The organism is Mesorhizobium sp. M0037, assembly GCF_040323635.1.
Lineage (GTDB): Bacteria > Pseudomonadota > Alphaproteobacteria > Rhizobiales > Rhizobiaceae > Mesorhizobium.
Map to the genome: position 1 here is coordinate 1 of NZ_JAMYVB010000038.1, position 17,334 is coordinate 17,334.

Below are 17,334 nucleotides of genomic sequence, written 5' to 3' on the forward strand. Positions count from 1 at the left end.
GAAAACTGTCACCCATGCTATCGGTCCATTCTGTTACCTATCTATCCGGTTCGGACACCGGGCATTTCTCCCCGTATAGTGACGGGGAGAAAGAAGCTGGTCGCAGCCTCGGCGCTCGTCCTGCAACGCTGGCGATTGGCGAAACCGGCGACGACAGCATCCTTCGCCCCGTTTACGAGGAGAAGATGGGCAGCCAGATGAGGGGCGGCGCTGGCGTTCGGAAGATGGGTTTGATTGGAAGGGTCTAACCTGCAGCGACCGCGTCGAGAACGCCACCTCCACCTTGCCAAACCCAACCGCGCTGCTATTCTTGCTGCTAAAATAATTTTACACACAGGCAAACATGTTTCTCTAACCGCAAGGCTGAGATGAGCCAGTCGCCCTACCCTTCAGTGACAGCTGGGCCGCCGCGGCCGAGCCTCGTCGTGAGGCCCGGACAGATCGCGCTGCCGCCGGGCATGGAGCGGTATACGATCCAGGGCAATGGCGCGGTGCTGATCGAGGTCGAGGCCGGCGATACGTTCACCGTGCGCAATGTCGAGGGCGGGCAGGCTTGCGAGTTGCTGGCCTGGGGCAGGACCGGCGCCACCGATCCTTCCATCCTCGGCGAAAAGTCCAACAGCAATGCCGCCGGGATCAAGGCGCTTCTGGCCGAGGGCGATGACAGCCTGGCTTCCGTCCGTCGTGGCCTTGAGCGCCGCCAGGTGCAGCTCGACGAGCCCAAGGCGGTGCGTGTGTTCGGCGGCGCAACGCCTGCCGGCACCGAGCAGGCATTCACGGTCACGCGCGACGGCGCGATGCTGATTGCCGCACCCGGCGGGCCGATGCTCGTCGACGGCCATTATACGGCAACGCCGCTCACCGTCATGGTGCGCCGCGCCACCGTGCGCCTGAAGACAAAGTCGCAGCTGGCCGATCCGCTTGCCGATCTGGTGCTCGATCTGCGCGTCCATTCGGCGACAGCCGAATCCTATTTCGTCAAGGCCGGCGACTACCTGCAGATCATCGATGTCGACGGCCGCCAGTGCACCGATTTCCAGTGCTTCTCGGCGCGCAAGCTGGACAAGGGGCTGGACCATCCGCTCGACGTTACGACCACGCGCACGCTGATGGGGTCGAGCTACCCGATGCCCGGCCTTCACTCGAAATATTACGACCAGGACATGGAGCCATTGGTCGAGGTTATCCAGGACACGTGCGGCCGGCATGACGCCTTCGCGCTCGCGTGTGCGGCCAAATATTATGACGACATCGGCTATCCCGGCCACACCAACTGCTCGGAGAATTTCAATCGCGCGTTGGCCGACAAGGGTGTGACGCCCCGTGCCGGCTGGATGGCGATCAACTTCTTCTTCAACACGGCGATCGACGCCCATGGCGTGATGGTGTCGGACGAGCCGTGGTCGCGGGCGGGTGACTATGTGCTGCTCAGGGCGCTCACCGACGTTGTCTGCGTCTCCTCCGCCTGTCCCGACGACACGACACCGGCCAATGGCTGGAACCCGACCGACATCCATGTGCGAACCTATTCCGGCCAGCACAAATTCTCGCGAGCGATCGCCAGACGCATGACGCCCGATTCGGAACCGAAAATGACCCGCGAGACCGCCTTCCATTCCAGCTTCGCCAAGCACACCCGCAACTTCGTGGAATACCGGGGTTATTGGCTGGCCAATTCTTTCGCCAAAGAGGGGCCGATCGCCGAGTACTGGGCCTGCCGGCAGGACGCGGTGATCATGGACCTGTCGCCGCTGCGCAAGTTCGAGGTCACCGGTCCCGATTCCGAAGCGCTGCTGCAATACACGTTGACCCGCGACGTCAAGAAGCTCGGCGTCGGCCAGGTCGTCTATTCCGCCATGTGCTACGAGCATGGCGGCATGATCGACGACGGCACGCTGCTGCGGCTCGGCAAGGACAATTTCCGCTGGGTCGGCGGCGATGACCTGTCCGGCGAATGGCTGCGCGACACCGCCAGAAAACTCGGCCTCAAAGTGCTGGTGCGCTCGTCCACCGACCAGATGCACAATGTCGCTGTCCAAGGGCCGAAGAGCCGTGACATTTTGCGAGAGGTGGTCTGGACCTCGCCGCTGCAACCGTCGATCGACGAACTCGAATGGTTCCGCTTCGCTGTCGCGCGCATCGGCGGCGGCAATGGCATTCCGGTCGTGGTGTCGCGCACCGGTTATACCGGCGAGCTCGGCTACGAAATCTGGTGCCACCCACGCGACGCCGAAAAAGTGTTCGATGCCATCTGGGAGGCCGGCCAGCCGCACGGGCTGAAGCCGATGGGCCTGCAGGCACTCGACATGGTGCGCATCGAAGCCGGGCTGATCTTCGCCGGTTACGAATTCTCCGACCAGACCGACCCGTTCGAGGCGGGCATTGGTTTCACCGTGCCGTTGAAGACCAAGACCGACGATTTCATAGGCCGCGAGGCGCTGATAAGGCGCAAGGAACATCCGCAGCACAAGCTCGTCGGCCTCGACATCGACAGCAATGTCGCGGTCGGCCATGGCGATTGCGTGCATGTCGGCCGCGCCCAGATCGGTGTCGTCACCTCGGGCATGCGCTCGCCGGTGCTGGACAAGAACATCGCCCTGGCGAGGCTTGACGTCACCCATGCGGCCACCGGCACAGAGGTGGAGATCGGCAAGCTCGACGGTCATGCCAAGCGGCTGCCGGCGCGGGTGGTGGCCTTCGCTCACTACGATCCGCAAAAGACCAGGCCGCGATCCTGAGGGTTGCACCCCCGGCCCTTCGCAGGCTCAGGGCGTTCGAAGCTCGAAAGCAATTGGCTTTCCGTCCGCTACCGCGGACCGCTTCTCACCCCACAAGGGGAGAAGGACAAAGCGAGCGTTTCGCAACCGTGATGTGCACGACGCCACAAATCACTTGACGTGAAAGCGCGCCGGATCAATCTTCACTGTTAAGAAAAAAATACGACTGAGTGGAAACACAGGAGTCGTGCGGTCATGTACCGGGGAACAAGCTTCGCGAAGCTGAGGCATCACCGGCCGGGAACACAAAAATGGGGAATTCAGACAGATGAGCACGATTACCACTGCCCTGGAGCAGCCCGCTGAAGGCAAGCTGCTCCGCAACATCGACTGGCGCGGCGCCTTCTGGGTGGCGAGCGGCGTTCCTGCCCTTGTCCTGTTTTCGATCGGCGGCATTGCCGGCACGACCGGAACGCTGGCATTCGGGATCTGGATCGCTTCCATGATCATGGGCTTCCTGCAATCCTTCACCTATGCCGAGATCGCCGGCCTGTTCCCGAACAAGTCGGGCGGCGCCTCGATATACGGCGCCACCGCCTGGCTGCGTTATTCCAAGTTCATCGCGCCGCTGTCGGTGTGGTGCAACTGGTTCGCCTGGTCGCCGGTGCTGTCGCTGGGCTGCTCGATCGCCGCCGCCTATATTCTCAACGCGCTGGCGCCGGTGCCGCTGTTCACCGAGGCGTCGCCGGACGTCGTCGCCTATATCGCGGCGCATGCCGGAACGGTGCCTGCCGACGCCATCGCCGCGGTGACCGCGGCGGCCACGCCGGCGATCCGCAACTGGACGCTGTTCAGCCACACGCTAGGTCCTGTCTCCTTCACCCTCAATGCCACTTTCTTCATCGGCGCGGTGCTGATGCTGATCATCTTCTCGATCCAGCATCGCGGCATTCTCGGCACCGCCAATGTGCAGAAGTATATCGGCCTCCTGGTCATCATCCCGATGCTGATCGTCGGTGTCGTGCCGATCGTCACCGGCCAGATCAACTGGGCGAACTTTTCGCCGCTGGTGCCGCTGGCGGCGGCTTACGCGCCGGAGCCCGGCTCGTGGAACATTGCCGGCTGGACGCTGGTGCTGGGCGGCATGTTCATCGCCGCATGGTCGACCTATGGTTTTGAGACCGCCGTCTGCTACACATCGGAGTTCAAGAACCCGGGCACCGACACGTTCAAGGCGATTTTCTATTCCGGCCTGCTCTGCATGCTTCTGTTCATCCTGGTGCCCTTCACCTTCCAGGGCGTGCTGGGCCTCAACGGCATGCTGGCGACGCCGATCGTCGACGGCTCGGGTGTCGCCGATGCACTGGCCGGCATGGTCGGGGGTGGCGCATTGATCCACAGCCTCTTGGTGATGCTGATGATCCTGGCGCTGGTGCTGTGCATCATGACGGCAATGGCCGGCTCGTCGCGCACGCTCTACCAGGGCTCGGTCGATGGCTGGCTGCCGCGCTATCTCAGCCACGTCAACGAGCATGGCGCGCCGACGCGCGCCATGTGGACCGATCTCGTCTTCAACCTGATCGTGCTGGCCATCGCCTCGGCCGACGCGACGAGCTTCTTCTTCATCCTCGCCGTGTCGAACTGCGGCTACATCATCTTCAACTTCCTCAACCTCAATGCCGGCTGGATCCACCGCATCGACAACGGCCACATCAACCGGCCTTGGAAGGCGCCGAGCTGGCTGCTCGGCCTCGGCGCCATCTTCGCCTATGTAAACGCCATCTTCATGGGCGCCGGCGCCAAGGTGTGGAACCCGATGGCGCTCTGGGCCGGCCTGATCACAGCCGCCTTGATCATCCCGGTGTTCTGCTACCGGCACTACGTCCAAGACAAGGGCAAGTTCCCCGACCACATGCTGGCCGACCTCGGCATGGCGGGCGCAGACCTCTCGGTCAAAAAGGCAGGCATGCTGCCCTACCTGACGCTGGTCGCCGGCGTGGTGGTGATGCTGCTCGCCAACTGGTACTTCGTCATCTGAAAGTAATGGCTTGAAAAGAATGGGCGCGCTTCGGCGCGCCTGTTTCTTTTTATGGCAGGACGTCAGCCGGCCTTGCGAATGGCCCCTTCGCAGCCTTTGAAGAACCGGTTCGGCGGACGCTTCAGGCCGAGATTCTCGCGCAAGGTGGTGCCCTCATACTCGCGCCGGAAGAGCTTTCGCCGCTGCAGCTCGGGCACCACCTTCTCGGCGAAGTCGTCGAGCCCGGCTGGCAGATAGGGGAACATGACGTTGAAGCCGTCTGACCCTTCGGCAAACAGCCATTCCTCCATCGAATCGGCGATGGTTTTCGGCGTGCCGACGAAAGCAAGGCCGGAATAGCCGCCGAGCCGCTGCGCCAGCTGGCGGACGGTCAAAGTCTCCCGGCGCGCCAGCTCGATGACGCGCTCGCGGCCGCTCTTCGAGGCATTGGTCTCGGGGATTTCGGGCAGGGGCGCGTCGGGATCGAAGCCGGATGCGTCGTGCCCCAGCGCGATCGACAGCGAGGCAATGCCGCTCTCGTAATAGACCAGGCTGTCGAGCTTGGCGCGTTTGGCCTGTGCTTCCTCGACACTGTCGCCGACGATGACGAAGGCGCCGGGCAGGATCTTGATGTCGTCGCGCGAACGGCCGAGCTTCTCGGCCCGGCTTTTGACATCGGCAAAGAAGCGCTGCCCAGCCGCCAGATCGGAATGGGCGGCGAAGATCACCTCCGCCGTTTCGGCTGCCAGCTGCCGCCCGGCCTCAGATGCGCCGGCCTGGACGATGACCGGCCAGCCCTGCACCGGCCGCGCAATGTTGAGCGGGCCGCGCACCGAGAGATGCTCACCCTTATGGTCGAGCACATGCAGCTTCGCGGGATCGAAATAGAGCCCGCTCTCGGCGTCGCGGATGAAGGCGTCGTCGGCAAAGCTGTCCCAGAGGCCGGTCACCACATCGTAGAATTCCCGCGCATTGTGATAGCGCTCGTCGTGCTCGACATGCTCGTCGAGGCCGAAGTTCAGCGCGGCGTCGGGATTGGATGTGGTGACGATGTTCCAGCCGGCCGCCGCTGATATGGTCGAGCGAGGCGAAGCGACGGGCAATGTGATAGGGCGCGTCGAAGGTCGTCGATGCGGTGGCGATAAGGCCGATATGATCAGTGACGGCGGCGAGCGCCGACAGCAGCGTGAACGGCTCGAACGAGGTCACCGTGTGGCTGCGCCGTAGCGCCTCGATCGGCATGTTGAGAACGGCCAGATGGTCGGCCATGAAGAAGGCGTCGAACTTCGCCGCCTCAAGCGTCTGCGCGAAGCGCTTCAGATGGGCGAAGTTGAAGTTGGCATCGGGATATGAGCCGGGATAGCGCCAGGCCCCGGTGTGAAGACTGACCGGACGCATGAAGGCGCCGAGCCGCAATTGCTTATTGTCTACCATGGGATGATCACCTGATGCGAACGAGCGTTGCCGCTCCGATATGTAAGCAGGATCGGACGGCTTTGCCGTCCTGGAAAGGAATTCTGTTTTGCAAAACCGGCGCCGCGAAGCATTTTCATACAGGTGGCCGTTCAACCTATTTTGATGAACCCGCCTGGTGTTGAGATACTTGCCGAGGTGCTCGGTGCCACCGGCAACGAGAAAGCCAGAACGCCGCACGTCAAGCGTACGGCGTTCCAGCCTTTTCCAAGGTGCATCCTGTGCGCCGGCAGCGCTTACTCGGCGGCCAGGGCAAGTGGCGGCCTGTCATTGTCCTGCACCGCCTCATCAGCCGGCTTCTTGCCTTGCTTCGGCTCGCGGCCGAAGAACAGCGCGTAGCCTGCCGGCAGCACCAGGATGGTGAGCACGGTGGCGACCAGGATGCCGCCCATCATGGCGTAGGCGAGCGGTCCCCAGAACACCGCACGCGAGATCGGGATCAGCGCCAGCACCGCCGTCATCGCCGTCAGCACGATCGGCCGGAAACGGCGCACGGCCGAGCCGATGATGGCCTCCGATCGGTCCATCCCCCTGGCGATGTCCTGATCGATCTGGTCGACCAGGATGATCGAGTTGCGCATGATGATTCCGAGCAGCGCGATGACACCGAGGATGGCGACGAAGCCGAACGGCGCGCCGCTGATCAACAGAGCCGCCGCCGCACCGATGATGCCGAGCGGACCGGTGGCCAGCACGAGCATCGCCTTGCCGAAATGCTGCAGCTGGATCATCAGGAGCACGACGATGACGGCCAGCATGATCGGCGCCTTGGCGGCAATCGAGGCCTGGCTTTCGGCGGAATCTTCCGCACCGCCCTGGATCTCGATCTTGTAGCCGGGCGCCAGGCCGGCGCGCATGCCCTGCATGTCATTGTAGAGCTTCGTGACGACGTCGTTCGACTGCACGCCGTCCGGCAGCGTGGCGCGCACCGAGATGGTCGGCAGGCGGTCGCGCCGCCATTCGACGCCCTGCTCGAGCACCGGCACCACCTTGGCCACCTGCGACAGCGGCACGAAGCCGCCGAAATCGGTCGGGATATAGACCGAGTCGACCGAGGACAGCAGGCTGCGGCTGGCGTCCGGTTCGCGGGCGACGATGGAAACCGTCTCCTCGCCATCACGGAAGTCATCGAGCGGCGCGCCGGACATCGCTGCCTGCAGCATCTGGCGGATGCGCTGCGAGGTGACGCCAAGCGCACGGGCGCGGTCCTGGTCGATGACCAGCTTCATCGCCGGTACCGGCTCCAGCCAGTCGTCATGGACGGCGCCGAGCAGCGGATTTTCGGCGAATTTCGCCTTCACCTGGTCGGCGATGCGGCGCACCTCCTGGCGGTCCGGACCCATGATGCGCATCTGCACCGGCCAGCCGGTCGGCGGGCCGAGGAACAGACGGTCGACCTTGGAGCGGATCGAAGGGAAATCCTGCGCCAGGACTGAGCGCAGCTTGAGGATCAGCCGCTCACGTGCCGGCTCGTCATTGGCCATCACCAGAAGCTGCGTATAGTTCGGATTGCGCAATTGCTGGTCGAGCGGCAGGAAGAAGCGCGGCGCGCCTTCGCCGATATAGGTGGCGATGAAGCGCTTGTCCTTGTCGTCCATCATCCGGGCTTCCAGCGCCTTGGCCTGCGTCTCGACTTCCTTGATCGAGGTTCCCTCAGGCAACCAGAGATCGACGAGGATTTCCGGCCGCGAGGATTGCGGGAAGAAGTTTTGTGGGATGAACTGGAACGCCCACAGGCTGGTGGCGAAGGTGACCAGCGTCATCACCAGAACTATGATGCGATGGCGGACCGCCCAGCCGACCGTGGCGCGAAGTCGCCGGTAGAAGCCGGTGTCGAAGGCATCGTGGTGGTTGCCGGCATGCTTGCGCTGCTTGAGGATCATGTAGCCGAGCCACGGCGTGAAGTAGACTGCCACGAACCATGACACGACGAGCGCGATGCCGACGACATAGAACAGCGTGCGCACATATTCGCCTGCGGTCGAGGCGGCGAAGCCGACCGGGATGAAGCCGGCGATAGTGATCAGCGTGCCGCTCAGCATCGGGAAGGCGGTCGAGGAATAGGCGAAGCTCGCCGCCTCTATCTTGACCAGCCCCTCCTCCAGCTTGCGCTCCATCATCTCGACGACGATCATGGCGTCGTCGACCAACAGCCCGAGCGCGATGATCAGGGCGCCGAGCGAAATGCGCTGCAGATCGATGCCGAGCTCGTACATGATTGCGAAGGTGGCGGCCAGCACCAGCGGAATCGCAATGGCGATGACCAGGCCGGAACGCCAGCCGATCGACAGCAGCGAGACAGCAAGCACGATCAGCAGCGCCTCGCCGAGCGCCTCCATGAACTCGTTGACGGCGTCCTTGACAACCTCGGGCTGGTTGGAAATCTGGTCGACCGCAACGCCGTAGGGCAGCGCTTCCTCGAAGCGCTTGTAGGTCGCCTCGACATCCGTGCCGACGTCCCTGACGTTAAAACCCTTGGCCATGACGACGCCGACCTGGACGCTTTCGTGGCCGTTGAAGCGGTACTTGCGCTGATAGGGATCTTCGAGACCGGAACTCACGGTGGCAATATCGCCAAGACGTGTCACCTGACCACCGGCGCGTAGGCGCAATTCCCTGATGTCGGCAGCCCTGGTGACATCGCCCTCGACCGAGATGCGCACCGAGCGCAGGCCGGTGTCGACGGAGCCCGCCGGATCGACATTGTTCTGGCCCTTGATGGCGTTCTGCAGGTCGGTCAGCGTCAGGCCGCGCTCGGCCAGAGCCTTGGACGAGACGTCGACATAAAGCTTTTCCGGCTGGTCGCCGATGATGACGGCCTTCTCGACGCCCGGCGTCGTCAGCAGCATGTCGCGCGCCTGGGTGGCGAATTTCTTCAGCTCCGGATAGCTGTAGCCGTCGCCGCCGATCGAGTGCAGGGTGATGAAGGTATCGCCGAACTCGTCGTTGAAATAGGGCCCGAGCAGGCCTTGCGGCAGGTCGCCGGAGATGTCGCCAACCTTCTTGCGCACCTGGTAGAAGGCGTCCTTCACCTCCTCTGCATTGGTGTCGCCCTTGATCTGGACGGTGATGATGGCGCTGCCGGCGCGGGTGTAGGAACGGACGAAGTCGAGGTGGGGCGTTTCCTGCAGCTTGCGCTCGATCTTGTTGACGACCTGGTCTTCCATCTCCTGGATCGAGGAGCCCGGCCAGATCGCCTGGACGACCATGACGCGGAAGGTGAAATCGGGGTCTTCCTTCTGGCCCATGCGCATCAGGCCGAGCGCGCCGGCAATGATGATCAGACCGAACAGGAAGCGCGCGATCGAGGGATGGCCGATGGCCCAGCGCGAAAGATTGAAAGGCTGCTTTTCATTGCTGTCGGTGGTGGTCATCGGCCTCAGTCCAATTCGTTGATCGTGAGCGCACACCCTCGGCATGCGGCTTCAGGTATTCCGATGCTGGCTTCCGGGCGGCGAGGCTTTCCGACGGAGAGACACTCATCGCGGTGGGATGCGCGGATCGATGCGGGGGAACTCGATCTTGGCGTCTCGACCATCGGGCGCTCGCCGCCCGGAAACCCTGAATTCGTTTGCCCAGCCCTTTCGCCGAAGCGACGATCAAGCCGGCTTCATGCCTGCGGTCAGCGCAGGGCCTTTGCGGCATCGCCTTCCGCAGAGGCGGCCTGGACCGCATCGCCGGTCAGCTTGACCTTGAGATTCTCGGTCATGAACTGGGTGCCGGCGGCAACGACGACATCCCCCGGGTTGAGCCCGTCGGCGACGCTGACGCCATCGGCGGTGAACTCCGCAATCTTGACCAGGCGCTCGTGCACCGTCTCGCCGGCGCGGTCGACGGTCCAGACAATCTTACGACCATCCTTTTCCGCAAGCGCGCTGAGCGGGATCGACACCATCTCCTGCTTCTTGGCCACCGAGGCCTCGATGTTGGCGGTCATGCCGAGCAGCACGCGCGGGTCGTCGGGCAGCGAGACGCGGACGGCAAACGTGCGCGACTGCTGGTCGGCGCTGCCGGCGACTTCACGCACTTTGCCGGAGAGCGCCAGCGCGTCATCGGACCAGAAGCTGGCCTTGACGTCCTTTCCCGGCTTGAAGGCGGCGATGTCCATTTCGGGAACCGCGATCAGCACTTCCTTTTCGCCGTCGACGGCAACGGTCATCACAGGCGTCCCGGCGCCGACCACCTGGCCCACATCGGCCGAGACCGCCGTGACGATGCCGTTCTCGCTCGCCTTGAGATCGGTGTAGACGACCTGGTTCTGCGCCTGGGCAAGGGTAGAGCGGGCGGCATCGCGAGTCGCTACCGCCTGGTTGTAGCTCAGCGTCGCCTGTTCGAGCTGCGACTTGGAGGTGAAGTTCTTGGCAAAAAGCTGTTCGGCGCGCTTGCGGGACAGATCGACCGTCTCGACCTGCCGCTCGGCGGCGTCGAGGCTGGCCTTGGCGCTCTTGACCGACAACTCATAGTCCGTGGGATCGATACGGGCTAGCACATCGCCTGTCGTCACATGCTGGCCGATGTCGACCAGGCGCTCAGTGACCTTGCCCGAGATGCGAAAGCCGAGGTTCATTTCGGTACGGGCTCGCACCGAGCCGGAATAGGTGAGTTCGCGACTCTTTTCGGCCTGGCCGATCTCGACCACCTTGACCGGACGGATGATGTCCTGGACCTCGGTCTTCTCCTGGCTGCAGGCGGCGAGCCCGAGCGTGGCGACGATCAGGCCGGCGACCGGCAGCTTGCGGATGATGGAACTGGACAAAGACACTTTCGTACTCCCGACTGGAGATGAACGGTCGACACCGGCGCCCGGCGGGCGGCGGTTATTGCTTCAGAGCCTTGATCGCGTAATCGATGAGATCGTCGGGCATCGCCCGATTGGTCTTGGCAAGGCACTGCGCCACCATTTGCGGGTGGCACAGAATGACGGTGGCGGCGCCGAAGCAGCGCGATGCGATGACCGGATCCTGGTCGGCAAACTCGCCGGCCTCGATGCCCTCGCGGATGACCTCGGCAAACAGGTCGTGAATGCTGTCGATATGCTTGTCGATGACGCCCCAGTCGCGCTCGAGCGCGACGATGACCATTTCGTGGACCTTCTGGTCGTCGAGCATGACTTCCAGCGTCATCTTGTACTGCGCATGCACGTAGCGGCGCAGCCGCTCCTCGGCGCTGATCGGCAACCGGGAAATCTCGTAGGCCATGTTGTAGCTGGCGAGGAGCATGCGGCCGCAGACGGCCTGGTGGATTTCGACCTTGGAGGCGAAGAAACGGTAGATATTGGCCGGCGACATGCCGAGTTCGCGGGCGATGTCGGCGACATTGGTCTTGCCGTAACCATAGTGCCGGAACAGGCGTTCGGCACAGTCGAGAATGCGGGTGACATTCTCCTGCCGGGTGGAGTCGGCCATTATGCTGGCGGCTTCGGACATGGCTCTCTGTCGATTTATGAGTGACGAATTTCAACTTTCGTCAGCCGTAAATCGAAAAGAGGGAAGTGTCAATGGGAATTCGACGTACGCGTATAATTTGGTGACAGAGGGTGTGCGCGAACTCGACCTTGCGCGTGCCGTTGCGCTCTGGAACTAAGATCCCTTCGCCATTTCCCGCAGCTGAAACTTCTGGATCTTCCCCGTCGATGTCTTCGGGATCTCGGCAAAAATCACCGCCTTCGGCACCTTGAAGCGGGCGAGCAGCGCGCGGCAGTGTTCGATGATCTCGGCCTCGCTTGCCACCTTGCCGGGCTTCAGCTCGACATAGGCGACCGGCACCTCGCCCCATTTGTCGTCTGCCTTGGCGACGACGCCGCAGGACGCCACGGACGGGTGTTTGTAGAGGGCTTCCTCGACCTCGATCGATGAAATGTTCTCGCCGCCGGAGATGATGATGTCCTTGGAGCGGTCCTTGAGCTGGATGTAGCCGTCGGGATGCATGACGCCGAGGTCGCCGGAGTGGAACCAGCCGCCGGCAAAAGCCTCGTCGGTCGCCTTCCTGTTCTTCAGATAGCCCTTCATGACAATGTTGCCGCGGAACATGACCTCGCCGATGGTCTCGCCGTCGGCCGGCGTCTTCTGCATCGTCTCCGCGTCCATCACCGTCAGGCCTTCGAGTGCGGCATAGCGCACGCCCTGCCTGGCCTTTCTGGCGCTGCGTTCGCCCTTGTCGAGACCGTCCCAGGCGGTGTGCCATTCGTTGACGACCGCCGGGCCATAGGTCTCGGTCAGGCCGTAGAGATGGGTGACGGCAAAGCCGGCATCGGCCATGCCTGACAGCACGGCTTCCGGCGGCGGCGCGGCAGCGGTGTTGAAGGTAACGGTCTGCGGGAAGTGGCGCTTGTCCTCATCGCTGGCGTTGATGAGCACCGACATGACGACCGGCGCACCGCAAAGATGTGTGACGCCGTGGTGGGCGATGGCATCGTAGATCGGCTTCGGCCGCACCCAGCGCAGGCAGACATGGGTGCCGGCCTGGACGGCCATTGTCCATGGGAAGCACCAACCATTGCAGTGGAACATCGGCAGCGTCCACAGATAGACGGCGTGCTTGGCCATGCCGGCATGGATGGTATTGGTGTAGGCCATCAGGGCAGCGCCGCGATGGTGGTAGACGACGCCCTTCGGGTTACCGGTGGTGCCCGAGGTGTAGTTGAGCGAGATGGCGTCCCATTCGTCGTCGGGCATCGACCAGGCGTAGCCCTCGTCACCGCCGGCGACGAACCCCTCATAGTCGATCGCGCCGATGCGCTCGCCCTTCGGATAGGGTGCATCGCTGGCATAGTCGGGATCGTCATAGTCGATGACCAGCGGCTTCACCTTGGCCAGTGCCAGTGCCTGTTTGACGACAGCAGCGAATTCGCGGTCGACGATGAGCACCTTGGTCTCGGCATGGTCGAGCTGGAACGCGATGACGGCGGCATCGAGCCTTGTGTTGAGCGAATGCAGCACCGCTTTGGCCATCGGCACGCCGAAATGCGCCTCCAGCATCGGCGGCGTGTTCGACAGCATCACCGTGACGGTATCGCCCTTGCCGATGCCGCGCTTCGACAGCGCCGAGGCGAGCTTCAGCGAGCGCTGCCAGAAGGTGCGATAGGTGATGCGCTGGCTGCCATGGATGATGGCGACATGATCGGGATAGGTGCTTGCCGCCCGCTCCAGATAGGTGAGCGGCGTCAGCGGCTGATGGTTGGCGGCGTTCTTGCCGAGATCCTGCTCGTAGGGACTGCCCATCCCGTGCTCCCCGAATTTTCATTGTTGAGAACTTCTATCCACAGCTTCCCGCCACGTCACCATCGGCGATTCCCGACCGGGCACATTTGGCGCAATGATCGTCCAGATTCGCTGGGCAAAGAGGTATCGTGTACCCACGCCAGTTTGACTTTTGTCGAGAGCCGTGAATAATGTCAGCCGAGGAGACGGCATGGCGATCCGACCGGCAGAACAGCTTATCCACAAGGCCGCATGGCTCTATTATGCCCATGGTCTGCGCCAGGACCAGGTCGCCAGCCAGCTTAACATTTCCCGCGCCTCGGTCGCCATGTATTTGCGCAAGGCGCGCGAGACCGGCATCGTCAACATCTCGACCTCGACGCAGCTGTTCACCGACGACATTCTGGCGCGCCAGCTCGAGGACGCGCTCAAGCTTGATGCGGTGTGGATCGCGCCGGAGAATGCCTATGTCGTCGACCCTTCGACGGACGTTGCGGTGCTGGCGGCGAGTGTCTTTCTCGAACTGGTCAAGAAGGGCGACCGTATCGGCGTCGCCTGGGGCCGCACCGTCTACACCATCGCCGACGTCATGTCCTATGCCGACCTGCAGGACGTCACCGTTGTGCAGCTCTGCGGCAATCTCGGCGCGCCCTACTCCTACCGTCCCGACCAGTGCACGATGGAGATCGCCCGGCGGCTCAACGCCAAGGGCCTCAATTTCTACGCGCCGCTGGTGCTGACGACGGAATTGCTGGCGCATGGGCTGCGCGCCGAACCGGTGATCCGCGAACAACTGGCCGATATTGCCAACTGCGATCTGGCGCTCTATTCGGTCGGCACGGTCGATGGCGACAGCCATGTCGTCAAATGCGGCGCGCTCAGCCCCGGCGAGATGGGGCTGTTGCGCGAGGCGGGTGCCGCCGGCGTCGTTGCCGGCCAGATCATCGATGCCGCCGGCAAGGCGCTCGACTGCAGCTACAACCGCCGCGTCATCTCGGCCTCGCTGTCGTCGCTGCGGAAGATCGAAAAGCGGCTGATGGTGGTGCAGGAAGACAGCAAGTTCGAACCGCTGCTCGCCGCACACGCCGGCGGGCTCTGCACGCATCTCGTCGTCGGCGCCAGCATGGCGCGGCGGCTGCTCGACCATGCCGGAGCCAGTGCGGGGGCAAAAAAGGCTTCCTGACCAACGAAATCCCAGCAGCCGGCGCATTGTCATCAAGGCGTCGCGGCACTCCTGTTCACAGCAACATCAAAGACAGCAAAGCGGACATAGCGACATGAAGAACCTTTGGAATGACGGCGACGCGGAAAGACTGGTTGCCGACTATGCGAAAAAGGGCGTTGCCCGCGACCTCGCGCTGCGCGTCTACACGACCCGGCTGCTCGGCGGCGAGCCGCGGCTGGTGCTGCATGGCGGCGGCAACACCTCCTGCAAGACCAAGGCCACCGATCTCGTCGGCGACGAATGGGATGTGCTGTGCGTCAAGGGCAGCGGCTGGGACATGGGTGTGATCGAGCCGCAAGGCCTGCCGGCGGTCAAGCTCGGCGCGCTGCTGAAGGCGCGTGCGCTGGCCAGCCTCGCCGACGAGGACATGGTGGCGCTGCAGCGGGCGAACCTCATCGACCCCGCCTCCCCCAATCCATCGGTCGAGACGCTGCTGCACGCCTTCCTGCCGCATAAATTCGTCGACCACACGCATTCGACCGCGATCCTCGCCATCGTCGACCAGGCGGACAGCAAGCCGCTGATCAAGACCGTGTTCGGCGACAAGATGGGGTACGTGCCCTACATCAAGCCGGGCTTCGACCTCGCCAAGGTGGCCGCCGATGTCTACGACGCCGACCCCAGCGTCGAAGGCCTGATCCTCGACAAGCATGGCATCTTCACCTTCGGCGACGCTGCGAAGCAGGCCTATGACCGCATGATCCATTATGTGAACGTGGCCGAAGACTATGTGGCGAAGAACGGCAAGCCGAAGACAGCGAAAGCCGCACTGCCGGCCAAGCTCGCAACGCCGGCAGCGATCGCGCCGATGCTGCGTGGCGCGGTGGCGGTGGCGCGTGGCGAAGGCCGCTTCGACCGCATGATCAGCGATTTCCGCACTTCGGACGCCATCGTCGATTTCATCAACTCAGCCGGCATAGCAGACTATGCCGGACGCGGCGTGTCGACGCCCGACCTGTCGATCCGCATCAAGACCGGACCGATGGCGGTTCCGGCGCCAGACGCCGACAAGATTGGCGACTACAAGGCCGTCATCAAGAGCCATGTCGACGCCTTCGCCAACGACTATCGCGCCTATTTCGAAACCAACGATGCGCTGGACGACGTCCAGCGCACCATGCTCGACCCGATGCCGCGGCTGACGCTGGTGCCGGGCCTCGGCATGTTCGGCCATGGCCGCACGCTGAAGGATGCGAAGATCGCATCTGATGTCGGCGAGATGTGGATCGAGGCGGTGCGCGGCGCCGAGGCCGTCGGCAGCTTCCATCCTCTATCGAAGGCCGACCTCTTCCCGCTGGAGTACTGGTCGCTTGAGCAGGCCAAGCTCGCCTCCAACAAGCCGAAGCCGCTGACCGGCCAGGTGGTGCTGATCACTGGCGGCGCCGGCGCGATCGGTGCTGCGACGGCAAAACTGTTCGCCGCCAATGGCGCGCATGCCGTCGTCGTCGATCTCGATGCGGCCAGGGCGGCCGAGGCGGCAAAGGCAGCCGGCAACAATTCGATCGGCGTCGGCGCCGACATCACCAACCCGGCCGAGCTGCGCGCCGCCTTCGACAAAGCTGTCGCTGTCTATGGCGGCGTCGACATTCTGGTCTCCAACGCCGGTGCCGCCTGGGAAGGCCGCATCGGCGAGCTCGACGATGCCCTGCTGCGCAAGAGTTTCGAGCTCAACTTCTTCGCCCACCAGTCGGCGGCGCAGAACGCGGTGCGCATCATGCTGGAACAGGGCACCGGCGGTGTGTTGTTGTTCAACACCTCCAAGCAGGCGGTCAACCCGGGTCCGAAATTCGGCGCCTATGGTGTGCCGAAGGCGGCGACGCTATTCCTGTCCCGGCAATATGCGCTCGACTACGGCGCGCACGGCATCCGCTCCAATGCGGTCAACGCCGACCGCATCCGCTCCGGCTTGTTGACCGACGCCATGATCGCCAGCCGTTCCGGCGCGCGCGGCGTGTCGGAGAAGGAATACATGTCGGGCAATCTGCTCGGACAGGAGGTGACGGCAGAAGACGTGGCGCAGGCCTTCCTGCACCAAGCATTGGCCGAACGCACCACCGCCGATGTGACGACGGTCGACGGTGGCAACATCGCCGCAGCGCTGCGCTAGACATAGACCTGGAGCGGTTCATCGTTCACCAAAACGACGAACCGCTCTCCCACCTGAAGGACTCCAGGCGGAGAACTGCTTTTGCACGTCGTGCTGAAAAACTGCTCGAACTGGTCAAAATCCACTCCAATCCTTGGCCTATTGCTCGACCACTTTAGGGCGCGCCTTGTGTTTCGCATGCGAGCTCCGACCCTGATCCTTGGTGGAGTTGTCGATGGCTGCGAAGAGACTTCGTGTCGGCGTGCTGTTCGGCGGGCGCTCCGCCGAGCATGAGGTTTCGCTGCTTTCGGCAACCATGTCATGCGTACTCTGGATCGGCGAAATACGACTCCGTTCCCACCTTCGTCACCCGCGAAGGCCAATGGCTGCTGAGCGATTTCAAGGACGGCGCGCTGGCGACACCTTCTGATGGGACGCAGCTTTGCCTGCCGCCGGGCGGGCATGGCGGATGCTGGCGATCCCGCCAAGGGCGCCGCATGACCTGCCTGCCATCGAATATGGTGTTCCGGTGGGTAGTGTGCTGAGAGTTCTGCAAATTCGCTGAGAGGGGGCGGTCATGGCAGGCTGGTGATTGTTCACGTCACCTGATTCCCGCG

9 protein-coding genes and 2 pseudogenes are annotated in these 17,334 nt (G+C 63.3%); 6 read left to right on the top strand and 5 right to left on the bottom strand.

All coding sequences use genetic code 11. The annotated features are described in order from the left end of the window. The 3 genes from NKJ78_RS30390 to NKJ78_RS30400 all read left to right on the top strand — a co-directional run. The coding region (locus tag NKJ78_RS30390; protein ID WP_352562800.1) for a hypothetical protein at positions 1-248 on the top strand (248 nt) is incomplete at its 5' end. A gap of 120 nt (positions 249-368) precedes the next feature. After that, positions 369-2,738 carry a trimethylamine N-oxide demethylase gene (locus tag NKJ78_RS30395; RefSeq protein ID WP_023732174.1) on the top strand — a complete coding sequence of 790 codons (2,370 nt, stop codon included), beginning with the start codon at positions 369-371 and terminating at the stop codon, positions 2,736-2,738. Positions 2,739-3,045: 307 nt separating this feature from the next. Next, complete coding sequence (locus NKJ78_RS30400; protein WP_023684441.1) at positions 3,046-4,755, top strand: trimethylamine N-oxide permease; 1,710 nt, start codon at positions 3,046-3,048, stop codon at positions 4,753-4,755. Between the two features lie 62 nt (positions 4,756-4,817). On the opposite strand, the pseudogene NKJ78_RS30405 reads toward NKJ78_RS30400, so the two are convergent. The 5 genes and pseudogenes from NKJ78_RS30405 to NKJ78_RS30425 form a co-directional block, all read right to left on the bottom strand. Next, a pseudogene (locus tag NKJ78_RS30405) lies at positions 4,818-6,168 on the bottom strand (LLM class flavin-dependent oxidoreductase). Between the two features lie 275 nt (positions 6,169-6,443). Further along, complete coding sequence (locus NKJ78_RS30410) at positions 6,444-9,581, bottom strand: efflux RND transporter permease subunit (RefSeq protein WP_352460079.1); 3,138 nt, start codon at positions 9,579-9,581, stop codon at positions 6,444-6,446. Between the two features lie 248 nt (positions 9,582-9,829). Continuing rightward, positions 9,830-10,969: an efflux RND transporter periplasmic adaptor subunit gene (locus NKJ78_RS30415; protein ID WP_352460080.1), complete on the bottom strand. Its 1,140-nt coding sequence runs from the start codon at positions 10,967-10,969 to the stop codon at positions 9,830-9,832. 55 nt (positions 10,970-11,024) lie between these two features. Then, positions 11,025-11,633 (bottom strand): TetR/AcrR family transcriptional regulator, encoded by a 609-nt coding sequence (locus NKJ78_RS30420; protein ID WP_352460081.1) that lies wholly within the window; start codon positions 11,631-11,633, stop codon positions 11,025-11,027. 153 nt (positions 11,634-11,786) lie between these two features. Beyond that, the gene (locus NKJ78_RS30425; protein ID WP_352460082.1) at positions 11,787-13,427 is read right to left on the bottom strand and encodes an acyl-CoA synthetase; all 1,641 of its coding nucleotides are present in this window, start codon (positions 13,425-13,427) and stop codon (positions 11,787-11,789) included. A gap of 190 nt (positions 13,428-13,617) precedes the next feature. Here NKJ78_RS30425 and NKJ78_RS30430 point away from each other — a divergent pair, with 190 nt between their 5' ends. The 3 genes and pseudogenes from NKJ78_RS30430 to NKJ78_RS30440 all read left to right on the top strand — a co-directional run. Then, positions 13,618-14,589, top strand: a complete 972-nt coding sequence (locus NKJ78_RS30430) for a sugar-binding transcriptional regulator (protein ID WP_352460083.1) — start codon at positions 13,618-13,620, stop codon at positions 14,587-14,589. Positions 14,590-14,683: 94 nt separating this feature from the next. Then, positions 14,684-16,738, top strand: coding sequence for a bifunctional aldolase/short-chain dehydrogenase (locus tag NKJ78_RS30435; protein WP_023738424.1), 2,055 nt, complete (start codon positions 14,684-14,686; stop codon positions 16,736-16,738). A gap of 208 nt (positions 16,739-16,946) precedes the next feature. Continuing rightward, positions 16,947-17,249 (top strand): annotated as a pseudogene (locus tag NKJ78_RS30440) (D-alanine--D-alanine ligase A); the annotation flags it as partial. Between the last annotated feature and the right edge of the window lie 85 nt (positions 17,250-17,334).